Annotated in this window: 28 protein-coding genes and 1 pseudogene; 10 read left to right on the top strand and 19 right to left on the bottom strand. The window is 61.3% G+C overall.

The window, feature by feature from the left end:
* Nucleotides 1–26: 26 nt before the first annotated feature.
* Nucleotides 27–1,934 (bottom strand): translational GTPase TypA, encoded by a 1,908-nt coding sequence (typA, locus tag H7C86_RS00085; RefSeq protein WP_019744525.1) that lies wholly within the window; start codon nt 1,932–1,934, stop codon nt 27–29.
* 324 nt (nt 1,935–2,258) lie between these two features.
* On the opposite strand from typA, the gene H7C86_RS00090 reads away from it, so the two are divergent.
* A complete protein-coding gene (locus H7C86_RS00090; RefSeq protein WP_019744526.1) occupies nt 2,259–2,435 on the top strand; it encodes a hypothetical protein in 177 nt (58 codons plus the stop codon).
* Here H7C86_RS00090 and H7C86_RS00095 read toward each other — a convergent pair.
* Entirely contained in the window at nt 2,413–2,838 is a 426-nt protein-coding gene (locus H7C86_RS00095) for a (deoxy)nucleoside triphosphate pyrophosphohydrolase (protein WP_024487314.1), read from the bottom strand. The genes H7C86_RS00090 and H7C86_RS00095 overlap by 23 nt on opposite strands.
* 16 nt (nt 2,839–2,854) lie before the next feature.
* On the opposite strand from H7C86_RS00095, the gene H7C86_RS00100 reads away from it, so the two are divergent.
* The 3 genes from H7C86_RS00100 to H7C86_RS37110 all read left to right on the top strand — a co-directional run bounded on the left by H7C86_RS00100 (nt 2,855) and on the right by H7C86_RS37110 (nt 4,652).
* Nucleotides 2,855–3,157 carry a 4a-hydroxytetrahydrobiopterin dehydratase gene (locus H7C86_RS00100; protein WP_029255826.1) on the top strand — a complete coding sequence of 101 codons (303 nt, stop codon included), beginning with the start codon at nt 2,855–2,857 and terminating at the stop codon, nt 3,155–3,157.
* 271 nt (nt 3,158–3,428) lie between these two features.
* Nucleotides 3,429–4,172 (top strand): hypothetical protein, encoded by a 744-nt coding sequence (locus H7C86_RS00105; RefSeq protein WP_029255827.1) that lies wholly within the window; start codon nt 3,429–3,431, stop codon nt 4,170–4,172.
* Nucleotides 4,173–4,250: 78 nt separating this feature from the next.
* Entirely contained in the window at nt 4,251–4,652 is a 402-nt protein-coding gene (locus tag H7C86_RS37110; RefSeq protein WP_223257892.1) for a hypothetical protein, read from the top strand.
* On the opposite strand, the gene H7C86_RS00110 is transcribed toward H7C86_RS37110, so the two are convergent.
* Nucleotides 4,643–5,101 (bottom strand): MarR family winged helix-turn-helix transcriptional regulator, encoded by a 459-nt coding sequence (locus H7C86_RS00110; protein ID WP_078377383.1) that lies wholly within the window; start codon nt 5,099–5,101, stop codon nt 4,643–4,645. The genes H7C86_RS37110 and H7C86_RS00110 overlap by 10 nt on opposite strands.
* Before the next feature lie 86 nt (nt 5,102–5,187).
* On the opposite strand from H7C86_RS00110, the gene H7C86_RS00115 reads away from it, so the two are divergent.
* Entirely contained in the window at nt 5,188–6,633 is a 1,446-nt protein-coding gene (locus H7C86_RS00115) for an MFS transporter (protein ID WP_060939502.1), read from the top strand.
* 235 nt (nt 6,634–6,868) lie between these two features.
* On the top strand, nt 6,869–7,369 hold the full coding sequence (locus H7C86_RS00120) for a nuclear transport factor 2 family protein (protein WP_007726289.1): 501 nt from the start codon (nt 6,869–6,871) through the stop codon (nt 7,367–7,369).
* Here H7C86_RS00120 and H7C86_RS00125 read toward each other — a convergent pair.
* A complete protein-coding gene (locus H7C86_RS00125; protein WP_020908491.1) occupies nt 7,356–8,138 on the bottom strand; it encodes a DUF1906 domain-containing protein in 783 nt (260 codons plus the stop codon). The two genes, H7C86_RS00120 and H7C86_RS00125, sit on opposite strands and share 14 nt — an antisense overlap.
* A gap of 895 nt (nt 8,139–9,033) precedes the next feature.
* Between H7C86_RS00125 and H7C86_RS00130 the strand changes: the two genes are divergently transcribed.
* On the top strand, nt 9,034–9,264 hold the full coding sequence (locus H7C86_RS00130; protein WP_182260895.1) for a hypothetical protein: 231 nt from the start codon (nt 9,034–9,036) through the stop codon (nt 9,262–9,264).
* Here the strand turns inward: H7C86_RS00130 and H7C86_RS00135 are convergent.
* The 8 genes from H7C86_RS00135 to H7C86_RS37115 all read right to left on the bottom strand — a co-directional run bounded on the left by H7C86_RS00135 (nt 9,252) and on the right by H7C86_RS37115 (nt 16,613).
* Nucleotides 9,252–10,193 (bottom strand): antibiotic biosynthesis monooxygenase, encoded by a 942-nt coding sequence (locus H7C86_RS00135; RefSeq protein ID WP_020970233.1) that lies wholly within the window; start codon nt 10,191–10,193, stop codon nt 9,252–9,254. The genes H7C86_RS00130 and H7C86_RS00135 overlap by 13 nt on opposite strands.
* 1 nt (nt 10,194) lies before the next feature.
* Nucleotides 10,195–11,595, bottom strand: coding sequence for an amidohydrolase family protein (locus H7C86_RS00140; protein WP_182260896.1), 1,401 nt, complete (start codon nt 11,593–11,595; stop codon nt 10,195–10,197).
* 69 nt (nt 11,596–11,664) lie between these two features.
* Complete coding sequence (locus H7C86_RS00145) at nt 11,665–12,363, bottom strand: CPBP family intramembrane glutamic endopeptidase (protein WP_020908494.1); 699 nt, start codon at nt 12,361–12,363, stop codon at nt 11,665–11,667.
* 168 nt (nt 12,364–12,531) lie between these two features.
* Nucleotides 12,532–13,494: an iron-siderophore ABC transporter substrate-binding protein gene (locus tag H7C86_RS00150; protein ID WP_259348990.1), complete on the bottom strand. Its 963-nt coding sequence runs from the start codon at nt 13,492–13,494 to the stop codon at nt 12,532–12,534.
* Nucleotides 13,495–13,604: 110 nt separating this feature from the next.
* Nucleotides 13,605–14,084, bottom strand: a complete 480-nt coding sequence (locus H7C86_RS00155; protein ID WP_007726307.1) for a VOC family protein — start codon at nt 14,082–14,084, stop codon at nt 13,605–13,607.
* An 85-nt stretch (nt 14,085–14,169) separates the two neighbouring features.
* Nucleotides 14,170–15,156, bottom strand: a complete 987-nt coding sequence (locus tag H7C86_RS00160) for an alpha/beta hydrolase family protein (RefSeq protein WP_020908496.1) — start codon at nt 15,154–15,156, stop codon at nt 14,170–14,172.
* A complete protein-coding gene (locus H7C86_RS00165) occupies nt 15,153–16,157 on the bottom strand; it encodes an alpha/beta hydrolase family protein (RefSeq protein WP_182260898.1) in 1,005 nt (334 codons plus the stop codon). Before H7C86_RS00165 ends, H7C86_RS00160 begins: the two co-directional genes overlap by 4 nt.
* Nucleotides 16,158–16,487: 330 nt before the next feature.
* Complete coding sequence (locus H7C86_RS37115; RefSeq protein WP_257898927.1) at nt 16,488–16,613, bottom strand: hypothetical protein; 126 nt, start codon at nt 16,611–16,613, stop codon at nt 16,488–16,490.
* 271 nt (nt 16,614–16,884) lie between these two features.
* Between H7C86_RS37115 and H7C86_RS00170 the strand changes: the two genes are divergently transcribed.
* Both H7C86_RS00170 and H7C86_RS00175 read left to right on the top strand, forming a co-directional pair.
* Entirely contained in the window at nt 16,885–17,907 is a 1,023-nt protein-coding gene (locus H7C86_RS00170; RefSeq protein WP_182260899.1) for a winged helix DNA-binding domain-containing protein, read from the top strand.
* A 114-nt stretch (nt 17,908–18,021) separates the two neighbouring features.
* Nucleotides 18,022–19,719 (top strand): fumarate hydratase, encoded by a 1,698-nt coding sequence (locus tag H7C86_RS00175; RefSeq protein ID WP_182261050.1) that lies wholly within the window; start codon nt 18,022–18,024, stop codon nt 19,717–19,719.
* 60 nt (nt 19,720–19,779) lie between these two features.
* Here the strand turns inward: H7C86_RS00175 and H7C86_RS00180 are convergent, their stop codons facing one another.
* The 7 genes and pseudogenes from H7C86_RS00180 to H7C86_RS00210 all read right to left on the bottom strand — a co-directional run bounded on the left by H7C86_RS00180 (nt 19,780) and on the right by H7C86_RS00210 (nt 24,452).
* Complete coding sequence (locus H7C86_RS00180) at nt 19,780–20,130, bottom strand: hypothetical protein (protein ID WP_003945214.1); 351 nt, start codon at nt 20,128–20,130, stop codon at nt 19,780–19,782.
* A 53-nt stretch (nt 20,131–20,183) separates the two neighbouring features.
* The gene (locus H7C86_RS00185) at nt 20,184–20,747 is read right to left on the bottom strand and encodes a mismatch-specific DNA-glycosylase (protein WP_047270329.1); all 564 of its coding nucleotides are present in this window, start codon (nt 20,745–20,747) and stop codon (nt 20,184–20,186) included.
* Nucleotides 20,748–20,767: 20 nt separating this feature from the next.
* On the bottom strand, nt 20,768–22,096 hold the full coding sequence (locus H7C86_RS00190; RefSeq protein ID WP_182260900.1) for a WS/DGAT domain-containing protein: 1,329 nt from the start codon (nt 22,094–22,096) through the stop codon (nt 20,768–20,770).
* Between the two features lie 32 nt (nt 22,097–22,128).
* Nucleotides 22,129–22,623: an SRPBCC family protein gene (locus tag H7C86_RS00195; protein WP_042952474.1), complete on the bottom strand. Its 495-nt coding sequence runs from the start codon at nt 22,621–22,623 to the stop codon at nt 22,129–22,131.
* Nucleotides 22,624–22,698: 75 nt separating this feature from the next.
* The gene (locus tag H7C86_RS00200) at nt 22,699–23,064 is read right to left on the bottom strand and encodes a VOC family protein (RefSeq protein WP_182260901.1); all 366 of its coding nucleotides are present in this window, start codon (nt 23,062–23,064) and stop codon (nt 22,699–22,701) included.
* Entirely contained in the window at nt 23,061–23,447 is a 387-nt protein-coding gene (locus tag H7C86_RS00205; protein WP_019744552.1) for a phage holin family protein, read from the bottom strand. The genes H7C86_RS00200 and H7C86_RS00205 overlap by 4 nt, the downstream gene beginning before the upstream one ends.
* 40 nt (nt 23,448–23,487) lie before the next feature.
* Nucleotides 23,488–24,452: pseudogene (locus H7C86_RS00210) on the bottom strand (L-lactate dehydrogenase).
* A gap of 107 nt (nt 24,453–24,559) precedes the next feature.
* Here H7C86_RS00210 and H7C86_RS00215 point away from each other — a divergent pair.
* Nucleotides 24,560–25,417, top strand: coding sequence for a PE-PPE domain-containing protein (locus H7C86_RS00215; protein ID WP_031333681.1), 858 nt, complete (start codon nt 24,560–24,562; stop codon nt 25,415–25,417).
* Nucleotides 25,418–25,455: the final 38 nt, after the last annotated feature.

Consider the following 25,455-nt stretch of genomic DNA (forward strand, 5'->3'; position numbering starts at 1 on the left):
CCTGTCAGGTGGTAACCGACGAAAGACTACAGAGCAGCCTTGTCGCGAGACTTGCTACGCGAACGCTCGCGAGCGCGCTCGGTTGCATTGAGATGCACCTTGCGGACGCGGACGTCCTCGGGGGTGACCTCGACGCACTCGTCGCCGGAGCAGAATTCCATGGCCGCTTCGAGCTCGAGCTTGATGGGCTTCGCGAGGGTCTCCATCACGTCTGCGGACGACTGACGCATGTTGGTCAGCTTCTTCTCGCGGGTGACGTTGATGTCGAGGTCTTCCTGACGGGGGTTGATACCGACGACGTGACCCTCGTAGGTGTCTGCGCCGGGCTCGACGAAGAAGGTTCCGCGGTCAGCCAGCTGGATCATGGCGAACGGCGTCACTGTGCCGGAACGGTCCGACACGAGAGAACCGGTGTGGCGTGCACGAATCTCGCCGGCCCAGGGGCCGTACCCGTCGAAGACGGCGTTGGCGATGCCGGTTCCGCGGGTATCCGTGAGGAATTCCGTACGGAAGCCGATAAGACCACGCGAAGGAACGATGAACTCCATACGAACCCAGCCCTGACCGTGGTTCGACATCTGAACCATCTTGCCCTTGCGGTTGGCCAGAAGCTGAGTGATGGCACCGAGGTACTCCTCGGGGCTGTCGATGGTCAGCTCTTCGAAAGGCTCGTGGATCTTACCGTCGACAGTCTGAGTGACCACCTGCGGCTTTCCGACGGTCAGTTCGAAGCCTTCGCGACGCATCTGCTCGACGAGGATGGCGAGCGCGAGCTCTCCACGACCCTGGACCTCCCAGGCATCGGGACGTCCGATGTCGAGGACCTTGAGCGAGACGTTACCGACCAGCTCCTGGTCCAGGCGAGCCTTGACCATGCGCGAGGTGAGCTTGTGACCCTTGACGCGGCCGACCAGCGGTGAGGTGTTGGTACCGATCGTGACCGAGATAGCCGGCTGATCGACAGTGATGCGAGGCAGCGCAACCGGGTTGTCGAGGTCGGCGAGCGTGTCGCCGATCATGATGTCCGGGAAACCCGCAACAGCGCAGATATCGCCGGCAAGCGCAACCTCGGCGGGAACACGCTCGACACCGATGGTGGTGAGCAGTTCGGTGATCTTGGTCTTGGTGATGACGGGCTCGCCGTCGACCTCGCGGCACCAGGACACGGTCTGGCCCTTGCGCAGCTCGCCGTTGTGGATGCGAACCAGCGCGAGGCGACCGAGGAATGCCGACGCGTCGAGGTTGGTGACGTGAGCCTGAAGCGGCGCGTCGACCGTGCCCTTGGGGGCCGGGACGTACTCCATCAGAACCTGGAACAGAGCGGTGAGGTCCTCGGCGTCGGGAGCCTGACCGTTCTCGGGCTGCACCGTCGAAGCCTTGCCCTCGCGGCCGGAGGCGTAGAGAACTGGCAGCCCGAGCGCAAGCTCGGCAGCTTCGGCGGCCTCGTCGGAGAGATCGGACGCGAGGTCCAGGAGCAAGTCCTGAGCCTCGGAGACAACCTCTTCGATGCGAGCATCGGGACGATCGGTCTTGTTGACAACCAAGATGACAGGCAGTGAGGCAGCAAGTGCCTTACGCAGCACGAAACGCGTCTGCGGAAGCGGGCCCTCGGACGCATCGACGAGCAGGACGACGCCGTCGACCATGGACAGACCGCGCTCGACCTCGCCACCGAAATCGGCGTGGCCCGGGGTGTCGATGACGTTGATGACGGTGACCGAACCATCCTCGTTGCGCTTGTGCACCGAGGTGTTCTTCGCGAGGATCGTGATGCCCTTCTCGCGTTCTAGGTCGCCGGAGTCCATGACGCGATCGACCAGCTCGGCGCGCTCCTCGAACGCGCCGGACTGACGAAGCATGGCGTCGACGAGGGTGGTCTTGCCGTGGTCGACGTGTGCGACGATGGCAACGTTACGGAAGCTGGTGGTGGTCACGCGATGGCTCTCCTGGCTGAGTTGATTCGGCCACGCGAAAGTCAAGTCGCACGGCTCTTCTGGTGGCCGCTGCACGAGTGTGTGATCCGAATCAGGGCACGAATCGCCTGAATAGGCACCGCGGCCTAGTAAATACTACTCGCTCCGAGCGGATACTCCTGCATTGTGCGGCCTCTATCACCGCCCCCACCAGCCAATAGTGATCTGCACCACGCTGAAGCGAGTAGGATTACGACCTGGAGAAACAGGGTATTTAAGGGTACGCTAACCTCGTTCCAAGAGCGGGCTCTCCGCCGTAGTGAAACAGGAAAGCCGCAGCGTCACATGGGAAAAATCAAGGCAAGCAAGGTCTCGAAGCTCAAGCCGAAAAAGAAGTGCTGCCGGAAGAAGACACGGTGCATCAAGTGCCCCGTCGTCATCATGCGGATGAAGAAGCTCGAGAACGAGGGCGCATCCAAGAAGGAACTGAAAGCCGGTCTCAAGAAGGCCCGCGCGGCGTAAGCGCCCTCAACTCCTCGAGCAATTCGGGGATCCAGGCTCGATCGTTGTCGACCAGATCCATCGACAAGAGTTCTTCGGCATCGACCCATGCCAACTGAGCGTGGTCGAGCGCGACCGGTTCGCCGGACACCAACTCCGCCCGGTACGCCCGCAGGACCAACCCGGCCGACAGTTGCACGTCGACGCCGATTCTTGTTCCGCATCGAACCTCTACCGCAAGCTCCTCGCGCAACTCGCGGGCCAACGCAGCCTGCGGCGTTTCGAACTCCTCGACCTTCCCGCCCGGCAGTTCCCAGCGACCGGCCAACGCCGGCGGACTCGTCCGCTGCGCGAGGAGCAGCCTTCCCCCACGGAAGATCGCACCGGCGACAACTTCGCGATCCCTTGCAGGCACATCACTCATCGCACCATGATGGAGTATGGCCACTTTGTTGTCCGACTCCGCGATCCAAAGCGCTCTCGACGAACTGCCGGCCTGGCAGCTGTCGCCGGGCTCGATCACTCGTACCGTCGATTCCGCGACTTTCCCGGATGCGATCGCGCTTCTTCAACGCATCGCGGCTGTCGCCGAGGCCGCAGATCATCATCCTGACATCGACGTTCGCTGGCGAAAGGTCACGTACACGCTTTCGACACACTCGGCGGGCGGTCTCACGGAACTGGACTTCGACCTTGCCCGTCGAATTGACGTACTCGTCGACGATTCGGTCCGTTTCGACTGATCTCCGAGTAAACAAACCTCGCAATCTGACGTAACAGTTGCATCAACTTTCACATAGATCACTTCAGTCACAGGTATGGTCGCCGTAAATCACGATCGAGGCCGGTCATGCCATAGACTCCCCCCGGTGCGTAGCTGCTCAGCAACTGAACAGCTGTACAACCCGGGGGCTCTGTACATAGAGTGACCCCTCGAGCCGTCAAACGCGGAGCTCGCCTAGGCGCCCGCGCGGTATGACTAAGGATGGGGAAACAGTGCTTCGAACCCGAGGTATGCGAAAGGCGTTCACCGCCGTCGCTATTGCCGCAGTAGCAGGACTGGCATTGCCGGCACAGGCAATGGCCGATCCGGCAGCACCGCCCGCACCCGAAAGTGTGCCGATCGAGTTCCTCGCATCGTTTGCGCCCGCCATCATCGGCGCCGCTGCAGGTCCGGCTGACGTCGCCGGCGGCCCGCAGCAAGCGTTGCTCGACCAAGCTCGCGCGATCCTGAACTCTCCCGGCATTCCGCCCGAGATCAAAGCCACCCTCGAGAAGGTCATCACCTTCCTCGACGGCAGCGGCGGCGGCGGACCGGAAATCCCGAACGAGAACGCCCCCGTCATCGCGCAGTTCCTCTACCCGACGCTTGGCAAGGGCTGCATCTCGGCCACCGCCGATTCGGTCGGAACCGCGCTTGCTGTTCCGGGCCCGGCTCACCTGCCCCCTCCCGGCCCCGCTGCCGGTCAGGCCGGGTTCGTCTTCACCGCTCTCGGTACGGCTCCCGCCGTCGACGACCAGCCGGTGCCGATGACCGTGACGTGGGTCAACATCGACAACCAGCGCAGCGCCACCCAGAACCTGACCAACGCGTCGCGCATCAACCCGGATGGTCCCGCCACCTTGTCGGCTATTGCCGATACGGGTCCGGGACGCGTCCTCTCGGTGATCAGCGGTTCGCTGACCACCCAGCCGGAAGGCGCAGATCGCATCACCTGCAGCTTCCTCCCGACCGTGGGTATGTTCGCGGTCGCTTGATCGAAGTCTTATGAAAGGGACCCGCCGAATTCCGGCGGGTCCCTTTTGCATCTCCGATCACCCTGATAGACCCGATAGATGGGACATCTACGAGTGGATATCACGCATGGCCGTCCAGACAAGGCATCGAGCCCAGACGACCAGTCGATACGGTCTCACAAGTCGAGTCGATCGATACTGTCCATCCGATCCGAGGGGTCCATTCTCTCGATCGGATCGGCGTACTCGATTCTCTCGATCGGTAGCGTCGGCTCTTTCCTTTCGATCGGGAGCATCGGGTCTACGGCATCGGTGCTGAGTTCGGGCTCGTTCGCCAGCCTCGGGTCGGCACTGTCCGGTCTCTCACGCTGGTCACTGCTTTCCTGGCGGGGAAATCACACCGCCCCCGAGGAACATCCGAAACTTGTTGTCATTGCGCCGGAATCGGATTCGAGCGATCCGGACCGATCACTGCGGTCCGTCTCGCACTCTCAGACCTGATTCGGTCGCGGCCATTCGCGGCCTTCCAAGGACTCGACCGAGGTATTGAATTGCCGCAGTAGGTCACCGAGCGCGAAGCGCTGCTCCGGCGTCCACTCACGCAGCGCCTTTGCGACTCCTGCTGTCGAATGTGCGCGGTCTGCACGGAGTTTCGCCAGACCCTGCGCCGTCGGCCGAACTTTTCGAGCCAGCCCACCGTCCGGATCCTCCACCCGCTCCACCAGACCCTGCCGCCTCAGAGCGCCGATCTGCCGGTTGATGGTCGAAATGTCGAGCGAGAAAGCACAAGAGAGTTCCTTGAGGCTCATGGGCTGCTGCAATTCCAGTCGTCCGAGCAACAGATACGCGGACCGGTCCAGAAGAAGTTCGGCTCTTTGAGCCAGCGCGTGGTAACGCGAGAGCAGGGTCAACTCGTACTCGATGTTCACCAGTTCGGGTTCTCGATCCATACTCATATTGTGCAGAATACACACGATGTGTAGCGTGCACATTGGGGCGAACGCACCAAATCAGAACAATCCATGGCGGGAGCCGCATGTCCGTGCACGCAGATTCGTCGAACGTCGACGAGAAATCCCCGGACAAGAAAACCACGGTCACGAACTACGCACCTTCGGGTCCCGTGCTCACAGTCCTCGGGCTGTGCGGAATCGTCGTCGCGCTGATGCAGACACTGGTAGTCCCGATCATCCCGCAGTTGCCTCACCTACTGAATTCCACCCCCACCGACACCTCGTGGGCGGTCACCGCCACACTCCTCGCTGCCGCGGTGATCACGCCGATCAGCGGGCGGCTCGGCGACATGTTCGGCAAGAAGCGAATGCTGCTCGTCAGCCTCGGATTGGTCGTTCTGGGCTCGGCCATCTGCGCGATCGCACCTTCACTCGTGGTGCTCATTATCGGACGTGCACTTCAAGGAGCATCTATCGGGGCGATTCCATTGGGCATAGCCATCATTCGCGATGTACTGCCGCCGAAAAAGGTAGCCGGGGCAATGGCGGTCATGAGCGCCACCCTCGGCGTCGGTGGTGCGATCGGATTGCCCATCGCCGCGGTGATCGCTCAGCATGCCAACTGGCACTTCCTCTTCGTCACTGCGGCGGCACTCGGATTGATCTGCGTCGCACTTGTTGCGTTCGTCATTCCCGAATCAACGGTACGACGCCCGGGCCGTTTCGACTTCGTCGGAGCCCTCGGCCTCACAGTCGGCCTGATCACTCTGCTGCTGCCCATCACCAAAGGCGGGACTTGGGGATGGGGCGACGCAAAAACGCTCGGGCTCTTGGGCGTATCCGCCCTCAGCTTCCTGGTTTGGGGATGGTGGGAGCTTCGACGCAACGCACCTCTAGTGGACCTCCGAGTATCGGCCCGGCCGCAGGTTCTCTTCACCAACTTCGCGTCGATCGCCGTCGGATTTGCCATGTACGGCCACTCTTTGACGCTCCCCCAACTCCTCATGGCACCGACATCCACCGGCTACGGACTCGGATTGTCCATGGTCGCAGCAGGACTCGCGCTGGCTCCCGGTGGACTCGTCATGATGGCACTCTCACCTGTGTCCGCTCGAATTTCGGCGTGGCAAGGCCCGCGAATCACGCTGATGCTTGGCGCGCTGATAATCGGATTGGGTTACACCTTTGCGTATTTCACGGTTTCGAGCGTGTGGCAGGTCTCCGCTGCCGGAATGATCATCGGCGCAGGCGTCGGACTGGCGTACTCGGCGATGCCCGCCCTCATCATGGGCGCTGTGCCCATCACGGAATCTGCGGCCGCAAATGGACTGAACTCCTTGATGCGATCGATCGGCACATCGACGTCTGCCGCGATCGTGAGCGTCGTTCTGGCCGGAATGACCATCACCGTCGGCACCGCAGTGATCCCCTCGTTCGAGGCGTTTCGTGCCACGTTCCTGATTTCCATCGCAGCCGCCGTTGTGACGATGGTGTTCGCCGGATTGATTCCCAAACAGAAAGTCACGTAAGGGAATCAACCCGGCAGCGGACTCACTTCTCCGAAGAGCCTTCGATGCTGCCAGTCTGCAACTTCGACAAAAGTGTGTAGATGAAACTGATGATGGTATCCACGCGTTGCCCTCTCACATATTGGGTCCCCGACCCGTCAACGACGGTACCGCAGAACTCGTCTGCATCGAATCGCCGACAATCAATTCTGCAACGTGTTCTAATTTGAGGCGACCACTACCCGAGGAGCCTTTCATGACCTGGACGCGTACCGAACTCGAAGACGCCTTCGCGGGGTACCAGAACACCGTTGTCGAGTGCACTCGTTCCGGCGATTGGAACGCCTTCGCGGACATGTTCACCGAGGACGTCGTCTACGTGGAACACGCTTTCGGCACCCTCAATGGCCGAGAGGCTGTACGCAAGTGGGTCACTCGCACGATGACAGAGTTCCCGGGGCACCGCATGACCGAATTCCCGGCCAACTGGTTCGTCGTCGACGAGCAGCGCGGATGGATCGTGTGCGAGATCGATAACCCGATGGAGGATCCGGGCGACGGATCCAAGCACGGAGCCGCCAACATCACGATCCTGCATTACGCCGGCAACGGATTGTGGTCTCGCGAAGAAGACGCCTACAACCCGATGAACTTCCTGTCGATGGCAAAAGCATGGTGCCTCGCCGCCGAAGCGGCGGGCACCCTCCCCGATGACGCCAAGGCCTGGCTCGCCAAATTCGGCGCTATGGTGCGATAGATCCTGTCGGCAACGAGGATCCGACGGGCTGGACCGGACCGACCGCACCGGCCAACGACCACTGGCCGTAGTCGCGAGTGAGGATCGAGTTCAGATCCACGCCCACGCCGTCGACCTTGCGCTTGTCGATCTCGAACTGGTGCAGGTTTGCCCTCGGGTGCACATATCCTGCGGGCGACCCCCAGTTGTGCTGCCAGAACCAGGTTCCGACGCCGGCGCTGATCATTGCGTCGATCACGCGAGTATTTCCGTAGATACCGAGTGCTCCGTTGCCGACGACCGAGGCCCACCCCTCGAGGTACGGCGCGATCAGGGTGGTGATTTCGGTACTGGTCGGGTTGTCGTCGATCGACGCGTAAATCGGCCGACCGGACGGCCCACCGGCCGCAGCGTGTAGTTCGAGGCCACGGGAAGCATGACGCTTGCCTGCCTCGCGAGCCCCGCGCCAGTCCGCCGTTCCGCCCTTGCCGAATTGATAGCAGGAAACGACTTGGAGTCCGGCCGCCGTCAACGCGTCGGTTTCCCGCGCCAGTACGGGCTTGCCGACCATCCAATCGGCTCCCGGGCGCCTGTCCGAGACATATCGAATGGCGCCTGCATACCCGGCGGCCTTGATTGCCTGAGCCGACGGCACACCGGCGGCGTAATCGAGCAGGGTCCCTAGTGAACCGGCATTGGCCACCGACGTCGTACCGCTCAATGCAGCGAGTCCGGCAGCTGCCGATCCAGCAGCTGCGTACTTGAAGAGGTTTCTTCGCGAGACGTGCACAAAGCTCCGATCATCGGCGTGTCCCGCTGGAAGTGGCGGGCAGGCAAGCTATCTTCTTTCGCTCGCATTCCACCACAGTCACATCATCCCCGCCATGCACTTGGCCAACATGAGCCACATTTGCGACAAATGGGCTCAGCGCCCGCTCCACCACACAGCTCGACGAAACAGAGAAGTGCCCCCGAGCCACAGGCTCGGGGGCACTTCTTGCTCTGCGGGACTTACTCTGCCGACAGGCCTTCAACGCTTCCGGAGATGAAGTCGAGGAATCCGAAGAGGTCAGCGAAAGCGCCGAGGAAGTCTGAGATGTCGCCGAAACCGATAGTAGGCATTGATGTTGCTCCTGTCAGTGATGAACTGTCCGTGATGGCGGGCCACTGGCTGGCTGCCGGGGCTAACACTAGAGCCCTTCCGTTACTTTTACGACACCAAATGTGTCCGGGACGTTACATTTCACGCCCGCTCAACTGACCTCATATCCACAGGTAACAACCAGTCAGGGTGAACAATTTGTCGACATATGGCGCATTCCTGACAAGATTCGAACATGGTTCCCGAGAACAGTTATCGCGCAGCATCACAGCTGTACCGTGGTTGCAAGTTCGGAACGCTCGACTTCCCCGCCCTGAGAGATTCGCCCTCAACGTCTCTTACTTGCAAATCGGTGCCGAATCTCCCCCTCTCGGACACATTGCATCCCGAGGATGTGCGCAAATTTTCAGCCCAAACTTCAGTTAGCGAGATCTTTACGCTGAAAACGACCGCCCCGACGGGGCGCGGGACCGTACCTATCGGTCATCATGGTGACGCTATTCACACTGATATGAGGAACTCGGGGCACCGATAACAACCAGATCTCGACACCGATTGGACGTTCGAGGGCACAGTGGAGTTCATGAACCTCACAAAAAAGAAATCCTGGAGTGAGCTGTCACCCGCGCAGCGCCGCGTCGTCTCCCTGCTCGCAACGATTCAGTCCCTGTTGGCGATCGCAGCGTGGACCGACCTGGCGCGACGCCCTGCCAATACGGTCAACGGCAGTAAGAAGAAGTGGGCGGCGATCATCTTCGTCAACTTCTTCGGACCGCTCAACTACTTCCGCCGAGGCCGGATTCAGTCGAAGTAGTCCCAGAACTGCAGCCACTTCACGGAGGCGAAGAGCGTCAGAGTCACGACGTACACCGCAATTACCGCTGCGACACCGCGCCAGTTGGTGCGGGGAACGGCGCCGTCGACCGGGTCGAGCCAGTGGCGGAACCACCTGGTGACCGTCGGCATCAGGAACCACGTCATGGCGCCGACGCTGACTATCTGGCTCAACCACATCGACAGCCACGGCGGCGCTCCGATTCCGTCGAGCAGCGGACCGAGAAATCGTGACAGCGTCATCACTGTCGGATAGAGAACGAGCAGGATGATCATCGCCGTTTTCCAATTCGGCGTCGCACGGGTCTGCCCGTTCTCCGTGCGCAGAATCGTGCCGAACGGTGTCGACCGCGTGGTCTCGGTGAAGTCCTCGGCCAACTCGGCTCGCAGTTTCGGCAGTGCCGCGGCCCTTTCGGGCGACGCCATCCACTCCGCCAATTGCTGCTCGGTCCGGAACCGAAGGACGGACTTCCACTGGGTGGAGTCGGTGACCGACCGCAACAACATCACCGACTCGTAGCCGGAGAATCGCGAACTGAGATCGATGAGGTGGCGTTGCGTTCGCAGAAACTCGTTCTCCTTGCCCACGACGACGACGTGGTCGTACACGCCGATACCGGGCGGCGGCAGAACTCCGTCGACGAGGACCAGATCACTCGTCTGTGCCAGAATTCCCGTTGCCGCAGCAGCTCTTTCGAGATCGCGGCGATCACTCGACTCCAGCCAACGGTGAAGATCGTCGGCACTGTCGAATGTGACAGACATGCCGTGCGACACCGGTTCCGGTTGATCACTGATGCCACAGCTCAGGTAGCCGTCGAATCGACCGGCGGTCTCGGCCGCACGCTCGACCCACGCCCGGAATCCCGAACTCGTTCGGTGATACCCGGTGATGGCGGTTGCGGACACGTCAGCCCGACACCCGGCGCCCTTGCACGTATACGTGCGCAATCGCGGGCTCGCGCATCGCCATCAGGAGGCCGAAGAGCGTCTGGTCGCGGGCGAGTATCGGATCATCCGAACGCGTTCCGTGGTTGACGAGCCCGGCGAGCGGCGGCCACCCGGAGGGATCGATCACCAGGAAGTCGGCCTCTTTGCCCTCGTCGAAGTTACCGATCCGGTTCTCCATGTCCAGCGCGCGAGCACCGGCGAGTGTTCCGGTGAACAGCAGTTCGGCGGGGTGCATCGACACTCCGTCGTCGCCGGCTTCGGAGATATGAACCTTGAAGGCGTCGCCGAGGACTCGGGTGAGCAGGCACTCGTCGCCGCCGCCGAAGTCCGATCCGATCGCGATGTTGACCCCTGACGCAACGGTTCGCTTCCACGGCATGGTGCCTGAGCCGAGAAACTGCTGGGACGTCGGGCAATGTGCGATCGAGGTTCCGGTCTCGGCCATTCGTGCGAGTTCGGAGTCCTGGCAGTGCACCGAGTGCGCGAGTATCGCGCGCGGACCCAGAAAGCTCTTTCCGCCGACCTGTGAGCCGGGGAGGAACTTGCCGTCGTACGTGTCGAGATAGGTCTCGACCTCGTACTCGGCAAGTGTGGTTGCGACCTCGCCGGTTCCGGGCCGATTGTTCTCATTGAGGTGACTGTGGAAGTAGACGCCCCTGTCACGGACGGAGTCGTACAGCTCCCCCAAGTCTTTCAGCGTCCGTGTTGTCACCGCGAGGGAGAAGCGGGGAACCACTGCAACGTGAATGAGTGCGGTGTTCACGTCGCCGGTGTCAGCCGCGTGCCACTTGTCGATCTCCTCGCGGGTGAGTCTGATCGCGTCCTCTTCCGAGGTGATCAGCGCGGCAGCGGAGGCCGGGCCGGTGGTCTGAATCCCGCGGCCGCTGGCCACTCGAAGGCCGCGTTTCAGAGTTTCCGAGAACAACGCGTCCTGTGCATGCGGGAAGGCCGATCCGAACACCATCGCGGCCGTGGTTCCCGTGGCGATTCGGCGAGCGCAGAAGGCCTCGGCAGCGTGCTGGGCGAACTCCGGATCAGCGAATCTCGATTCGGAGGGAAAGACGCACAGGTCGAGCCACTCGAGGAGTTGGCCGCCGCCGTACGCATCGCCGGCGTAGGTCTGAGGGAAATGAATGTGGGCATCTACGAATCCGGGCAGCAGGAAACCCGGTCGATGATCGTGAATTTCGCCGCCCGCGAGGTCTCCGGGGAGCAATTCGAATTCTCCGCAGTAGACGATCGTTCCGGCATCGTCGATCGCCAAGACGCCGTCGGGGATCGAGACGAGCGACTGCGCCGCATCCTCAACCGTCGGACGACCGGAAATGTGGAAGACATGGCCTCGATGAAGGTGCGTCACTTACTGAGCAAAGCACAAAACTACCCGGCGCCGCGCGGCGAATGCTGTCCTTTTTGTCAGATATTGGGATCAAGCAAGAGTTGCATGCCAAACAAGAGCCGCAGCCAGTGCACCTGCACCATTCAACGACCAATGCAGAGCAATCGGCGCAATCAGGCTGCCGCTGCGATGACGAAGCCAGGTGAATACGAGACCGGCCGCAGCGGTGGCGAGAACAGCTCCGAGGATGCCGGCGACCTGGCCGACGACTCCGGTACCGAGAAAGCCGGACAGCCCTTCGTTACCACTGGTCAAACCCATCGACGACGCGATATGCCACAGTCCGAACATCAGAGAACCGGCAGCGGCGACGCCGCGGAATCCACTGACCCGGTTCAACGTGCCGTGCAGGACGCCACGGAAAGCCAACTCTTCGGGAATGACGGTCTGCAGCGGGATCACGATCATCGACGCGATGATCGCGCCGGAAATAGTGGCGTAGCGATCCGCCATGAAGAAAGGACGTGTGAGCGGAAGCAGAGCGCCGACGGCGACAACGGTCAGGACCAGGCCGACGGCAGCAAGCGCGTACTTCGAACCTCGCCGCAGGTCACGAGGGGACAGCCCCAATTCCGCCCAACCCATTCCCCGGCGCTTGGTGAGCGCCAACAGGACGAGAGCAGAGATGGGTACCGTCGCGATGCTTGCCCAGGCGGTGGTGAAATGCGCGATCAGATTGGTTCCCACCAGCACCACGATCACAACAGCGATATCCACGTATGCATGCATCCGCGGAAAACGAGGAGCGGTCGCTTCGATCTCCACTGGAGCGATCTCCACTGGGCCGCCGCTCGTTAGCTGAAAGTTCACTTTTTCCAGTGTACTGACGCACGAGAACTGCCCGCCACTGTTTGCGAACACGCTCACAGTGACGGGCAGGTCCCGAAACACCTCTGATCAGGCGCCGAGCGTGCTCGCAAACTTCGGAACGGCGTTGTCGATTGCGTAGGTCAACCCCGGTACCGAGCCACTCGAGAACGCATTGACGAGTGCCGGGTCATCGAGGATCAACAGATGTCCCTCCTGGGCCGACGGGATTGCGCGCAGCAGCGGATCGTTCGCAAACGCACTGCTGTCGAGGAAGATCGGAAACAGAACCGTGAGATCCGCGTCGAACAAGTTCAGGTTCTCGTTGGCGACCGGGATGTAGAAGTTTCCGGTGGCTTTTTCGGTGATCGCCGTCGGGATCGTGAAGCCGAGGCGCGTCATGAAGTCTGCGCGTGCGTCGCCGGGTACGTACGCGCCGTAACCATCGGAACTGTAGGCGCCGACGGCCGCTGTCTTACCCGCAAAACTCGGATTGGCGGCAATTGCAGCGTCGAACTTGGCGTCGAGGCCGGACAGTAGCGCCTTTCCTTCTGCTCCCTTGCCGAGAGCCTTCGCGACGAGTTCGGTCTGCTGCTCGACCGTCGTCCCGTACGCAGTGGCCAGACCCGGGGGCGGCCCGACCGTCGGCGCGATGGCGCTGAGCTTGTCGTAGGTGGCCTGCGTGTTGTCGCTTCTCGTCCACAAAATCAGGTCCGGGTCGAGAGCAATGACGTCCTCGATGCTCAGGTCCATGGTTCCGAGGATCTTCGGGTCCGTGGTGAACTCGTCCGCAATCCAGGGTCCGACACCCTTGCCACCGAACGCCATCCAGTCCGCGACACCGACCGGCTGTGTTCCGAGGGCAAGTGCCGTCTCGGCGTCCGACCAACCGAGCGCGACGACGCGCTGCGGGTTGGCCGGGACCTCGACGTCGCCGAACATGGTCGAGACGGTTGCTCCCGCCTCCGCGGGTGCGTCAGCGCTGTCGCTGCTGCAGCCGGCAAGCCCGGCGACGGCGAGCGAGGCCGCCAAGGCGGTGACTGCAATCTTCATTCGAGAGACTTTGATTCGCATGGTTACCAGCACTCCTCCAACGCTCCAGCGAGAATTAGGGAAGGCTAGCATCAGCTAACGAAGGCTGTCGCCCATCGGCCAGAACGTGTTCAGGACGCGTCTGCGGCCCGTTCGAGCTCCGCGATGTCGATCTTCTTCATCTTCATCATCGCGTCCGTGGCGCGTTGTGCCTTGGCCCGATCCGGATCCTTCATCAGTTCGAGAAGACGATTCGGGACTACCTGCCAGGACAATCCGAACTTGTCCTTGGCCCATCCGCACGGGCCCTCTTCCCCACCTTCGGTCAGCCTGGACCAGTAGTGATCGACCTCAGCCTGATCGACGCACGGAATCTCGAACGACACTGCTTCCGAGAACGTGAACATCGGTCCGCCGTTCAATCCGGTGAATCGCTGACCGCCGAGCTCGAAGCTGACGGTCATCACCGATCCCGCCGGCATTCCGGAAGGCGATCCCTCGACGTATCTTTCGATTCCCAGGATCTGCCCGGAACCGAACACCGAGATGTAGAAGTTCGCTGCTTCTTCTGCTTGGTTGTCGAACCACAAACAGGGAGTGATGGAAGGCATGTTCTGTCCTTGTCGATGAGGTTACGAATCAGGTGTACAGGGTTATAGACCCGGCCCGAAGCGGAAACTCATCGCAAGGAATTACTCAAGCCGACAACGCAGAGTCGAGCATCGGCCAGGAGCGAACGAGTTCGTCGCGCCAGTACGGCCAACCGTGCGTCCCCACCGGTTGAGCGCTGCGGGTGACATCGACTCCGCGATCGCGCAACACCTGCGTGATCTGGTCGGTGCACAGGTTCGATCCCAGTTCCATGACCCCGCCAACGACCAGTACCCGGCCCAGGGCAGGAGTATCGAGAGTTTCGTGCGGGCCTGGTAGTCCCGATCCCGAGGCGAGATACACCTTGGTGCCGCGCAGCTTGTCGGCATTGGCGAAAATGTCGTGCTCTTGCCAAGCCTCACTGCCGGCCGGACCCCACATCTGCTCCGAACGGGCATTTCCGTTGATGACCACAAGATCGGTCAACGCCTTGCCGAATCCTCCGACGGTTGTGTAGCAGCCGCTGTAGCCCGCGACCGCGTCGTACAACCCGGCCGAGCGTTGGGCCAGGATCAGCGCGGCCTCTGCACCCATCGAGATCCCGCCGATTGCGTTGTGCCCGTTGGTTGCGAACCTCGTGTCGATCAGTGAGGGAAGTTCTTTCGTCAGGAACGTCTCCCATTTCAGACGACCGAATTTCGGGTGGTCTTCCTGCCAATCGGTGTACATGGTGCCGGTTCCACCGATGGGGAGTACGACGTTCACGTTCTTGTCGGCAAAGAACGGGACGATATCGCCGTTAGCCGGAGCCAGCCAGTTGTTCTCTTCGATCTGCCCGGAATTGCCGTCCAGGAGATACAGCGTCCCGCGCGGTTCCGAGCGGTCGGCAGGAAGCAGTACTTTCACCTGCATGGTGCGCCCCATGGCGGGACTCGCGACGTCGAGAAGAACCAAGCGCGAAGACAGTTCGGTGACACTCGTTATCTTCGGGGTCTCGTCGGCGAGCGCAGTCGAGGGCAACGCAAGTAGTGAAATCAAGGCGAGCGCGCCGACGAGAACGACGCTTCGAAGGCTTGCTCGATGGGGCCTCACACGCCGAGCGACGCGGCGATCATCGGCCACGAGTCGTGTAAGTCGTCTTCCCAGTATCCCCATGAATGCGTTCCTGCCGGCTTGAAGTTGTAGCGAATGTTGTTCATACCCAATGCGTTCGTCCTGTCCGCAAGCTGGGTGGTGCAGTAGTGAGTTGCCGCCTCGATTCCGCCACCGAGTACAAGCTGCAACGCCAAATCTGTGACGTCGTTGTCGATCCGTGGATCGGCAAGCGTGTCGTACGGACCCGGAATCCCGGTTGCGGTAGTGATGTACATCGGGATTCGAGGTAGCTTGTCCGCGCTGACAACCGGATCGTGAGCCGGCCAACCCGGGCCATCGTACGGACCCCACATGTTCTCCGCGTTGCCACCACCCACTGCGACCACGAGTTTCACGAAGTCCTGACCGATGCCTGGACTCGTCATCGCACACCCGCTGAAGGACCCGACACTGTTGTACAGCGCGGGCGCCGCCATAGCCAGATCCAGTACCGACGTGCCTGCCATCGACAAGCCGGCAAGTGCGTTCTCGCCGGTCGTTCCGAACGTCGAATCAATGACTGGCGGTAGTTCTTCCGTCAGGAACGTGGTCCACATGTTGACCCCGTTGTTGTTGCCGGATTTCGCGAGGCCGGGGTCCGGCCGCTCCCAATCGGTGTAGTAGCTGAATGCTCCACCGAGAGGGGTGACCACGTTGACGTGCTTGTCCGCGAAGAACTTCGGTGCATCGGTCCGCACCGACCACGTCGCGTCGTCTTTTCCTCCGTCCACTCCATTGAGTAGGTAGAGCGTCGGAGCGGGCGTCGAGGTATCAGCCGGCCGCAAGACCTGCAACGGAATGTCGCGCCCCATCGACGGTGAGTACACCGAGATGTCGACCAGCCTGCTGTCCACCGACTGAGCGTGACCCGGTGCCGTGAGGAGCTGGAGCCCACATACTGCCGTGGCCAACGCCACGAAGACGCGGAAAACCGTTCGCAAAGCACGAGTCTCGATCATCCGGGTCACTCTCTTCGGCAGCGGAACCTTTCGAACGGTACCGGCTGAAAGAGGCAAACCCGACGTGATCGGGAAAATTAGACCTGACCGACGCGGAAAGGCTCACACACCGAGTGCGTGAGCCTTTCGGAACTAGAGTCCTCCGATCAGGCCGGAGGGGTTCCTCCGCTGAGCGAAGTCAACAGGTTGACGATCTCGGTGCCAATCGCACTCGAACCCGTGGTCAGAATCTTGATGATGTCGAGCGAACCCATGTGAACTCCTATGTTGGTGGGCGCTTTGCACGCCAAGCTGAAGCAGATGAACGCAGACCCCTAAGAGGCCAGACTTTTAGCCGCCGAAGCTACCGAGGTTGGTCTCAACCGAACCCATGAACGTTTCGAGAAGACCATCAGCAGCAAACAACGAGCCCAAGCCACCGAGGGCAGCGGCGAGAATCGATTCCATCGAACCCATGTGAATCTCCTTGAGAGGTCAGAGGTCAGCTGCCGAAAGCACCCGACAGTGCTGTGACAGCTGCGTCACATCTGTAATGTATCCGTGACGTGGGTAACAGTAATCATACGTACGACCAGTTGGCAAAGGATTCTGACAATGGGGTCATTATTTCGACTAATAAGGTCTGCTACTGAAAAAATTCCGGCCAATCGGTCGAATTCGACCAATCCTGTCGCCGTATGGATCAAGCACCCCAAATCCTTTGGTTACCCACCAGTAAACTGAAATCATGTCTAGCGCAACCTCCCTCACGCAGGTAGCTAATTTCCGGTGGCACCGCCATCAACTCGACCGAACGACTGCCGGTGACGCCACTGAGCTCGCTCTTGCCTGGACGTTGCGCGGCGCTCCCCACTATTACCGTCGGGGCGACCTGCCTGCCATCGCCGTCGCCACGTCGCCGTTCAGCGAGGCTGATGCAGCCAAGCGCATTTACGACGCGAATCGGCCCCTGAAGGCCGCCGGCATCCCGACGCTGAGTGCCCTGCAAACAGTTGCTACTGCGATGCGGGACATCGTCTCGAAACCAACCGTCAAGGGCGAGATGTCCGCGCAATTGACCACGCGGGTCACCGAGCCCTTTCTGAGATTCTGCCGCCCGTGCAACGCCACTCATCTGTACGAGATGCCGTTCCGGCTCGCGGCACTTCAGGCAGGCCTCGAGCTACAGCCGAGCACATCTCCCCCAGTGCTCGAACGCATTCCGGGTTGGCGCCGACGCCCGTACACATCCTCAGGTTCGGACGCCGATCCCCGCTTCGACGTGATCCGCGGGTATCTGCGCTTCTACGGCCCCGCCACTCCTGCTCACGTCGCGTCGTTTCTCGATGCTCCGGTCAAGGACGTCAAAGCCCACTGGCCCGTCGATGCCGAGGAGATCGAGGTGAACGGCGAGAAGCGGTGGATTCTCGAACAAGACCGCGAAGACTTGCTCGGCTCCCCCTCCGATTCGAGTACGCGCTTGCTCGGGCCTTTCGATCCGTATGTACAGCTCAAGGATCGGGAGACCCTGGTGCCCGATCCGGCCGCACAGAAGACGGTGTGGCCGACCCTCGGGCGACCGGGCACGGTGGTGGTCGGCGGCACGATCACCGGACTGTGGCGACCGCGGGCGTCCGGAAAGAAGCTGAAGGTCGCGATCACCCCGTGGGGAACGTGGTCACGATCGGCCCGTGCAGCAGTGGCCGAGCAGGCCGAAATACTTGCCGAATTTCGCGGCGTCGAGCTCTCCGAACTGGTCGAAGTATCTTGATCGAGCCAGTGGCATCCGGATAATTCCAGCTCACACCCGCCCCGATTCGGAGAAGGAAACCCCCAACGATAACCTGAATGCGACCTTCGCACGCACCCTTGTTCAGGAGAGATGATGGCCGACTTCCTCTATGAGGACCTGTTGCCGATCGGTGATGACACCACCGAGTACCGATTGCTCACCACCGAAGGGGTGTCGACAGTCGAGGGACCGGACGGTCGCACCTTCCTGCAGGTCGAGCCGGAAGCGATGCGCTTGCTGACCGAAACGGCGCTGCACGACATCTCTCATTACCTGCGCACGGATCACCTGACGCAGCTCGCGAGCATCCTCGACGATCCCGAAGCGTCGAACAACGACAAGTTCGTCGCGCTCGATCTGCTCAAGAACGCCAATATCGCCGCTGCCGGCGTTCTGCCGATGTGCCAGGACACCGGAACCGCCATCGTCATGGGCAAGCGTGGACAGCACGTACTCACCCCCGGCGACGACGAGAAGTCCATTGCCCGCGGTGTCTACGACGCCTACACGCGTCTGAACCTGCGCTACTCGCAGAACGCCCCCATCACGATGTGGGACGAGAAGAACACTGGCAACAACTTGCCCGCGCAGATCGAGCTGTACGCCGATACTGCTGCCGGACATGAGAACTCGTACAAGTTCCTCTTCATGGCCAAGGGCGGCGGCAGCGCCAACAAGTCCTACCTGTACCAGGAAACCAAAGCGATCCTGAACCCCGACTCGATGATGCAGTTCCTCGAGGCGAAGATCCGCTCACTCGGCACCGCTGCCTGCCCGCCGTACCACCTTGCAATCGTCGTCGGCGGCACGTCGGCCGAGTTCGCGATGAAGACGGCGAAGTACGCGTCGGCACACTACCTCGACGAGCTCCCCACCGAAGGCGCCATCACGGGCCGCGGCTTCCGCGATCACGAACTCGAGAAGAAGGTCTTCGAGCTCACGCAGAAGATCGGCATCGGCGCACAGTTCGGCGGTAAGTACTTCTGCCACGACGTCCGCGTCGTTCGACTCCCCCGCCACGGCGCTTCATTGCCCGTCGCCATTGCGGTGTCGTGCTCGGCCGATCGACAGGCGAAGGCCAAAATCACGCCGGAGGGCGTGTTCCTGGAACAGCTCGAATTCAACCCGGGCCGTCTCCTGCCCGAGGTCACGGACGCTCAGCTCGACGAAGAGACCGATGGCATTTCGGGTACCGGCAAGGGTGCTGCGGTCAAGATCGACCTCACCAAGCCGATGGCCGAGATCCTCGCCGAGCTTTCCAAGCACCCGGTGAAGACTCGTCTGTCGCTCACCGGTCCGCTCGTCGTGGCACGCGACATCGCGCACGCCAAGATCAAAGAGCGTCTCGACGCAGGTGAAGAGATGCCGCAGTACCTCAAGGATCACCCGGTGTACTACGCCGGCCCAGCCAAGACGCCCGACGGTATGGCGTCCGGTTCGTTCGGCCCGACCACGGCCGGCCGTATGGACTCGTACGTCGAGCAGTTCCAGGCCGCCGGTGGCTCGATGATCATGCTGGCCAAGGGAAACCGTTCCAAGCAGGTTACCGACGCCTGCAACACCCACGGAGGTTTCTACCTCGGATCGATCGGTGGACCGGCGGCTCGTCTGGCACTCGACTGCATCAAGAAGGTCGACATCCTCGAGTACGCCGAACTGGGTATGGAAGCCGTCTGGAAGATCGACGTCGAGGACTTCCCCGCGTTCATCGTCGTCGACGACAAGGGCAACGACTTCTTCGCCCATACCGGTGAAGTGACCCTGACGATCGGTAAGCGTCCGGGCCTGTAGACGCGTCAACAGCAAAGAGCCCCGGCGAGTTTCGATCGCCGGGGCTCGTTTGTGTCTTTGTCAGGTCCAGAGCGCGGCCACGAATACGGTCACGATCGACAACCCGCCGACGACGTGCACCAGATTCGGATTGGGTTGCCCCTTCTTCTGCTTCGCCCGGGTGATCTCGGCCAGCGCCACGATCACCAGCGAAAGCACCAGCTTCACAGCGATTTTCGCGTGAATGTAGTTCTTGTCCAGCGCACCTTCGCCCAAGCCGACGATGATCAGGCCGGACACGAACTGCATCCTGGCACCCCACACCATGACCTCGGTGATCGAAGGAGCCTTGAGGACGGTGAAGTAGCTACCGACCAGGGCAGCCATACCGAGTAGGTGAATCACTACAAAGACGTTGTAAAGAACAGACATACGACTACTCTATCCCGTACTTCGTTCCAGGCGAACGGAACTGAGAGTTCCTGTCAGAATATCCCGGCTTCGGCTGCAGCAGAACGGTATTTGGCGGCCAACGTATCCACCGTCTCGTGTGCGTTCAGCCCACTGGGATTGGGCACGATCCACAGAGCAGCATCTTCGAAAGGCTGATCCTGCCGCCCCGCTTTGGCTCGTTTGTCAGCGAAAGCAGTGCGATAGGCGGTGATTCCGGCGAAGGCAACCACTTTCGGTTTTGTCGCACGCACGACCGCCCGCACCCGCACTCCCCCGGCGGCAAGTTCCTCCGCCGTCAACTCGTCGGCTCTGGCCGTCGCGCGAACGGCGAGATTGGTGATACCGACGCCGCGATCGATCAGGTGCTGCGTATCGGCGTCCGACATACCCGCGGAAGGATCGATCGGACGCTCGATGATGCCTGCCCGCAGCAGTGCCGGGTAGAACCGATTACCCGGCCTGGCGAAATGCGCGCCGGTCGCCGCCGTCCACAGTCCCGGATTGATACCGACGAACAACAGACGACAATTCGGCCCGATCAGATCGTCGATCTCGGCGTCTCGGAACGATTCCAGTTCGGCGCGCGTGAATCCCATGCTGCCAGTACATCAGGCCGTCACGACAGTGCTTCGCGTACCTCGTCGATCGCGTCGTGCATCATCTGCTCGTACACGTCGATGCCCGCGATCGAGGCCGGACTGCTGGTGATGCTGATCGTCACCGTGTCCCCGATCCCGTGTACGCCGTGGGTCAACGACATGACCGGTGACAAACTCGGGAAGCCCGCTGTGAACCGAACGACGCCGCCTCCGAGCACCAGATCCGCGTCACCGCGCGCGACACTCGACACCACGGTGTTGCCGGTGACCTCGTCGGGCACTGCCGTGAAATCGTATTGCTGCACGCCCCAACGGACCAGCGGGCCGGGAACCGCGTTCAGCGCGAGATCCGAAGCTGCGCTGGACGGATGGGATGCCCGTGCGCGACGCTCGTCCATCGACTCCTTTATCCGTTGGGCTCGCTCACGAAGATCATCGACGTCCGGGAACAGTCCGACACCTGCATTGCGGAAGTGGTTGCGCGCCGTGGGTGTACCCGCCTTGGCGATGGTCACCTCAGCTCCCAGTTCCGGCGGTACCGAGCCGTCTCGCTCGGTGAGGTAATTCGCCATCGCTACCGAGATGGCTGTCATCGCTCCGACTGTGACGGATACGTCGTCGCCACGGAAATCTGCGCTGTCCCGCACGACCATGCGCACCAGTCGGTGAGGTCCAGGCGGGATGTTGGAGCGCACCTTGGGACGGCTCGCCGCCTGCGGCGCAACAACTCCCGATTCGGTGTCCGCCTGCAGCTGTAACTGCGCTCGGTGCCCAGCCCGTCCGTCGCGGAACAGCGAAACGAGCTGACCCGGCAGGCGCAAGGCGGCGCGGCCCAGAATCTCGGCTGATCCGCTGGGCCGCACGTCCGTCTTCTGCTTTGCGGGCGGTTGCGGCGAGAACAGCTGGCGAGCAATCGCCGACGCCCGCTTGCCGTCCGCCAGAGAATGAGCGACCTGCAGAACTGCGATCAGAGCCGGGCCGCTACAACGCGGCGCGCCGGTGACGCCGTGGAACAGGTGAAGCGTCCACGGGGACTCACGCGGGTCGACGTGGTTTTCGAGAAGCTTTTCGATTCCGTGAATACACGATGGCCACGAGTCATCTGGCAGCTCATGCACTCTCACCAACGAGGCATCGACCGGCATGGGATCCCAGAGCGGATAGTCGAGATGCCACGGTGATTCACGAATCCGAACATTGAGATCCGGAATGAGCGACGCTCGTTCCACCACCGAGCGTCGTAGCTCGTCGATCGACTGGCTCTGCCCGTCGAAACAGTAGAGCAGTAGTTGATCGTTGGGGATCTTCTCCGAAATCCAGAAGGTTTGGGCATCGGTGGGCGTCATCCGTAACACCGGGAGACGGTACCACCGGCTCGTCAGCCCTTTTCGGCAGCAGCTTTCAGCTGGGACAGGCCCTTCTCGAAATCCTTTCCGACGAGCTTGTCCATGCTGAAGATGAAACCGAAGATCTTGAAGAACAGATTCTTCTTTCCAGTCATCTTCCACGTCACCTGAACTTCACCGGCATTGGGAGAGGCACCGGCAGTCGGAGAGATGAGAAAGGTGGTGACGTTCTGTGCCTTGAACGGCTTGAGGAAGGCCAGGTCCAAAACTACGCGTTCGTCTGGGACGGATTCGGTGATCACCATCGAACCGGAACCTGCCTTCTTGTTGCCGGCCCAGGCGTACGAAGCCCCGACGCCCGCGTCAGGACCCGCGTATGTGCGCTGCATTGCCGGGTCGAGACCTTCCCAGGGCGACCACTGCGTCCACTGGTGGAAATCGTTGATCAACGCGAAGACGACCGATGCTTCTGCCTTGACGATCGTCGTACGTTCTACCAGGAATTCGTCGGAATTCTGCGAAGCCATCGTCGATCTCCAATTCTCGGGCGTGACAAGTGTTCGGAATTATCCACGGTCGACGAGATCGGGGCGAGTCGACACTCAGTCGCGCAGACACAGGCAGAAGTGGTGACCGACCGGGTCGCGGTAGACGCGGAAAGTCTGATGCTCCGGGATGCCGGTCACCCGCTGCGCACCCAGGCTGATCACCCAAGCCTCCACGGGGTCGAGAGAATCGACGAGCAGATCCAGATGGATTCCGACGCCGGATGTCGGCCAGTCGACCGGAACAAAATCCGGAGCAAGCTGAAACGCGAGCCGCTCGCCGGCGGGTCCTTCGATCACGTGCCAATCATCTTCGTCCCGAACGCTTTTCCAGTCGAGGACCTGGACGTAGAAGTTGGCCAATGCAGCCGGATCCGGGCAGTCCAGGACTGCGTAGTCCATACCGATGTTCGGACGCGTCACTGAGCCTTCTTCTCCTGAACTTTCTTACGCACGAACAACAACGGAAGCACCAGCGTCGCAAGTGCTGTTACCAGCCACACGACGACTGTTCCCAGAATCCACGTCGAGACACCGGAGATCGACAGATTGGAGAAAAGCGACGCCACCAACAGAGCGACAAACGTCGACACCAATCCGATTCCGCCGAGAAATGCTGGTGCGTGGCGCTTTGCCACTGTCGCGATGAACGGCGCCAGGACCGACTGCGCTATCGCAAAGATCACGACCGCAACGATGAATCCGGATGTGGGCGCCGAGAAGCCCGAAAGAATCAACGACGCAACAAGAAGCCCGACAGCGGCAGAACCCAGGAAGATCGCGGCGCGAATCAGGAAGCTGATCATTTGTTGATCCTATATGTCGGATATCGAGCAGAACAGATATTCACAATCCCAGAGATTCCTGCACCTCTCGCAATGTACGGGCAGAAGATCGGAGCCCCGAAGCCTCTTTTTCTGAAAGCGGTACCTCGAGGACTCGACCGGCACCCGCGCGACCAACCATCGTGGGAAGGGACAGGCAAACGAGATCGAGTCCGTGGACACCGGTCTGCAAGGTCGATACCGGAAGAACCCGTTGTTCGTCCCGCAACACGACTTCCGCGATGAATGCGCTCGACAATCCGATGGCGAGGTTGGTCGCACCCTTTCCTTCGATGATCTCGTAGGCACTCTCGACCACAGACTTCGCGACATTCGCGCGTAAGTCGGGGCCGAGGACTCCGCCCGACGGTCCCACGAACGAGGTGGCCGGCACTCCGCCGATGGTTGCGCTCGACCAGAGCGGAATCTCGAGTCCCCGTGCTCGCCGACGATGAAGGCATGGACGTTCTCGACCGCGACTCCGAGTTCGGTGGCCAGCAGGAATCGCAATCGGGCCGTGTCGAGCACCGTCCCCGATCCGAAAATTCGGCTGCGGTACGACGGTCCCGCAGCCTGGATCGCTGCGTAGGTCGCCACGTCGACCGGGTTGGTGACGAAGAGTAGAACCGCGTCCGGTGACACCGCCAACAGTTGTTCGGTCAGAGTCTGTGCAATCTTGACGTTCACCGCGGCAAGTTCGAGCCGCGACTGGCCGGGATGCTGTTTTGCGCCCGCGGTGACGACGACCAAGTCGGATCCCGCGGTGACCGAGATGTCATCACCTCCCTCGACGGTGCACGGCGGTGTGAACTGGGTGCCGTGGTTGAGATCGAGAACTTCGGCGCGGACCTTTGCACTGTTGGTGTCGTAGAGGGCGAGCGCGTCGGCTGATCCGCGTATCAAGCACGCGTACGCAATCGCAGTGCCGACGCTTCCCGCACCGACAACGGACACTTTTCGCCTGGATGAACGATTCGGCGTCGTCATGGGTAAATGGTGCTCGCTCGATAACGATTTCGCAGCACAACGGATTGCCAGCCTCTTCTCAGGGTTTGGATGCCGGCCTCTCAGAATTGACGTGGATCATCGCTGGCATGGCTGAGGTAACCGTTCTTGCAGTTGGCGGCACCGGCGAATCCCACGTCGGCGACCACGGCACCCGTGTGCGCGGACTCCTCAGTGCCGTCACCGACGAACTCGACAGTCGATTCGATTCTCGCTGGGTCGCCTATCCCGCGTCGTACGGCCCGGTCGCCGACGGCGGCCTGAGCTTTCGGCACAGCACCGCGATGGGTGTGAAGGCCCTCTCGACCGCAATCGCAGAGACAGACGGCCCAGTCATGCTGATCGGATACTCACAGGGATGCACCGTGATCCGCGCGGCTCTTCCGACTTTGACTTCTCCGACGCTGAACGGCGCCAACATCATCGGAGTCGGACTGATCTCCGATCCACAACAACCGACCGGCGTCATCGAAGGTTGCGAGGGACACGGAGTTGCCGGCGACGGACCCGAAGTCCAGCCGTGGATTCCGGTCAAGTGGATCGGGCACCCACAGGACATGATCTGTAATGCCAGCGACGACAGCTACATTCGCGACATCGCAGACTTGACGCGATGGATGTCCTTCTCCCAGGCACGCGTGTGGGCACAAAAAGTTTGGGAACTACTTCGTAGCAATGCTTTCCAGAATGCGCAGAAGACTCGTTTCAGTCCGAAACAGTGGCGCACCGATCTACGACGCATTCGCACCGCGTTCCTCGAAGTCCTCGGCTATCTGCCGACGCGGTTGAACCTGAACCGCTTTCAGCTGGAGAACCCTCGCGGCGGTAGACACATCAGCTACGCGATCGAACCTCTCGACGAGAGCGGACTGACCGGGTGCGAGCTTCTGGCGTCGTGGATGAAGGTCCAGGCAAACGGCGTCGAGCAGCGCGTTCACGCAGCCTGACCTTTACCGTTAGTTTACCTAACGAACCCCGGCGAGCC

Origin of the sequence: Rhodococcus sp. UFZ-B548 (assembly GCF_903819475.1) — a bacterium.
Classification (GTDB): domain Bacteria; phylum Actinomycetota; class Actinomycetes; order Mycobacteriales; family Mycobacteriaceae; genus Rhodococcus_F; species Rhodococcus_F erythropolis.

Coding starts and splice junctions, on each gene's coding strand:
- H7C86_RS00150 (WP_259348990.1), bottom strand. CDS start 13,494: ATGAAGATTGCAGTCACCGCCTTGGCGGCCTCGCTCGCCGTCGCCGGG.
- H7C86_RS37110 (WP_223257892.1), top strand. CDS start 4,251: ATGGGACATCTACGAGTGGATATCACGCATGGCCGTCCAGACAAGGCA.
- H7C86_RS00120 (WP_007726289.1), top strand. CDS start 6,869: ATGACCTGGACGCGTACCGAACTCGAAGACGCCTTCGCGGGGTACCAG.
- H7C86_RS00190 (WP_182260900.1), bottom strand. CDS start 22,096: ATGACGCCCACCGATGCCCAAACCTTCTGGATTTCGGAGAAGATCCCC.
- H7C86_RS00105 (WP_029255827.1), top strand. CDS start 3,429: ATGCGAAAGGCGTTCACCGCCGTCGCTATTGCCGCAGTAGCAGGACTG.
- H7C86_RS00155 (WP_007726307.1), bottom strand. CDS start 14,084: ATGCCTTCCATCACTCCCTGTTTGTGGTTCGACAACCAAGCAGAAGAA.
- H7C86_RS00130 (WP_182260895.1), top strand. CDS start 9,034: ATGAACCTCACAAAAAAGAAATCCTGGAGTGAGCTGTCACCCGCGCAG.
- H7C86_RS00195 (WP_042952474.1), bottom strand. CDS start 22,623: ATGGCTTCGCAGAATTCCGACGAATTCCTGGTAGAACGTACGACGATC.
- H7C86_RS00170 (WP_182260899.1), top strand. CDS start 16,885: ATGTCTAGCGCAACCTCCCTCACGCAGGTAGCTAATTTCCGGTGGCAC.
- H7C86_RS00100 (WP_029255826.1), top strand. CDS start 2,855: ATGGCCACTTTGTTGTCCGACTCCGCGATCCAAAGCGCTCTCGACGAA.
- H7C86_RS00180 (WP_003945214.1), bottom strand. CDS start 20,130: ATGTCTGTTCTTTACAACGTCTTTGTAGTGATTCACCTACTCGGTATG.
- H7C86_RS00115 (WP_060939502.1), top strand. CDS start 5,188: ATGTCCGTGCACGCAGATTCGTCGAACGTCGACGAGAAATCCCCGGAC.
- H7C86_RS00095 (WP_024487314.1), bottom strand. CDS start 2,838: ATGAGTGATGTGCCTGCAAGGGATCGCGAAGTTGTCGCCGGTGCGATC.
- H7C86_RS00185 (WP_047270329.1), bottom strand. CDS start 20,747: ATGGGATTCACGCGCGCCGAACTGGAATCGTTCCGAGACGCCGAGATC.
- H7C86_RS00145 (WP_020908494.1), bottom strand. CDS start 12,363: ATGCATGCATACGTGGATATCGCTGTTGTGATCGTGGTGCTGGTGGGA.
- H7C86_RS37115 (WP_257898927.1), bottom strand. CDS start 16,613: ATGGGTTCGATGGAATCGATTCTCGCCGCTGCCCTCGGTGGCTTGGGC.
- H7C86_RS00165 (WP_182260898.1), bottom strand. CDS start 16,157: ATGATCGAGACTCGTGCTTTGCGAACGGTTTTCCGCGTCTTCGTGGCG.
- H7C86_RS00090 (WP_019744526.1), top strand. CDS start 2,259: ATGGGAAAAATCAAGGCAAGCAAGGTCTCGAAGCTCAAGCCGAAAAAG.
- H7C86_RS00110 (WP_078377383.1), bottom strand. CDS start 5,101: ATGGATCGAGAACCCGAACTGGTGAACATCGAGTACGAGTTGACCCTG.
- H7C86_RS00205 (WP_019744552.1), bottom strand. CDS start 23,447: ATGATCAGCTTCCTGATTCGCGCCGCGATCTTCCTGGGTTCTGCCGCT.
- H7C86_RS00175 (WP_182261050.1), top strand. CDS start 18,022: ATGGCCGACTTCCTCTATGAGGACCTGTTGCCGATCGGTGATGACACC.
- H7C86_RS00215 (WP_031333681.1), top strand. CDS start 24,560: ATGGCTGAGGTAACCGTTCTTGCAGTTGGCGGCACCGGCGAATCCCAC.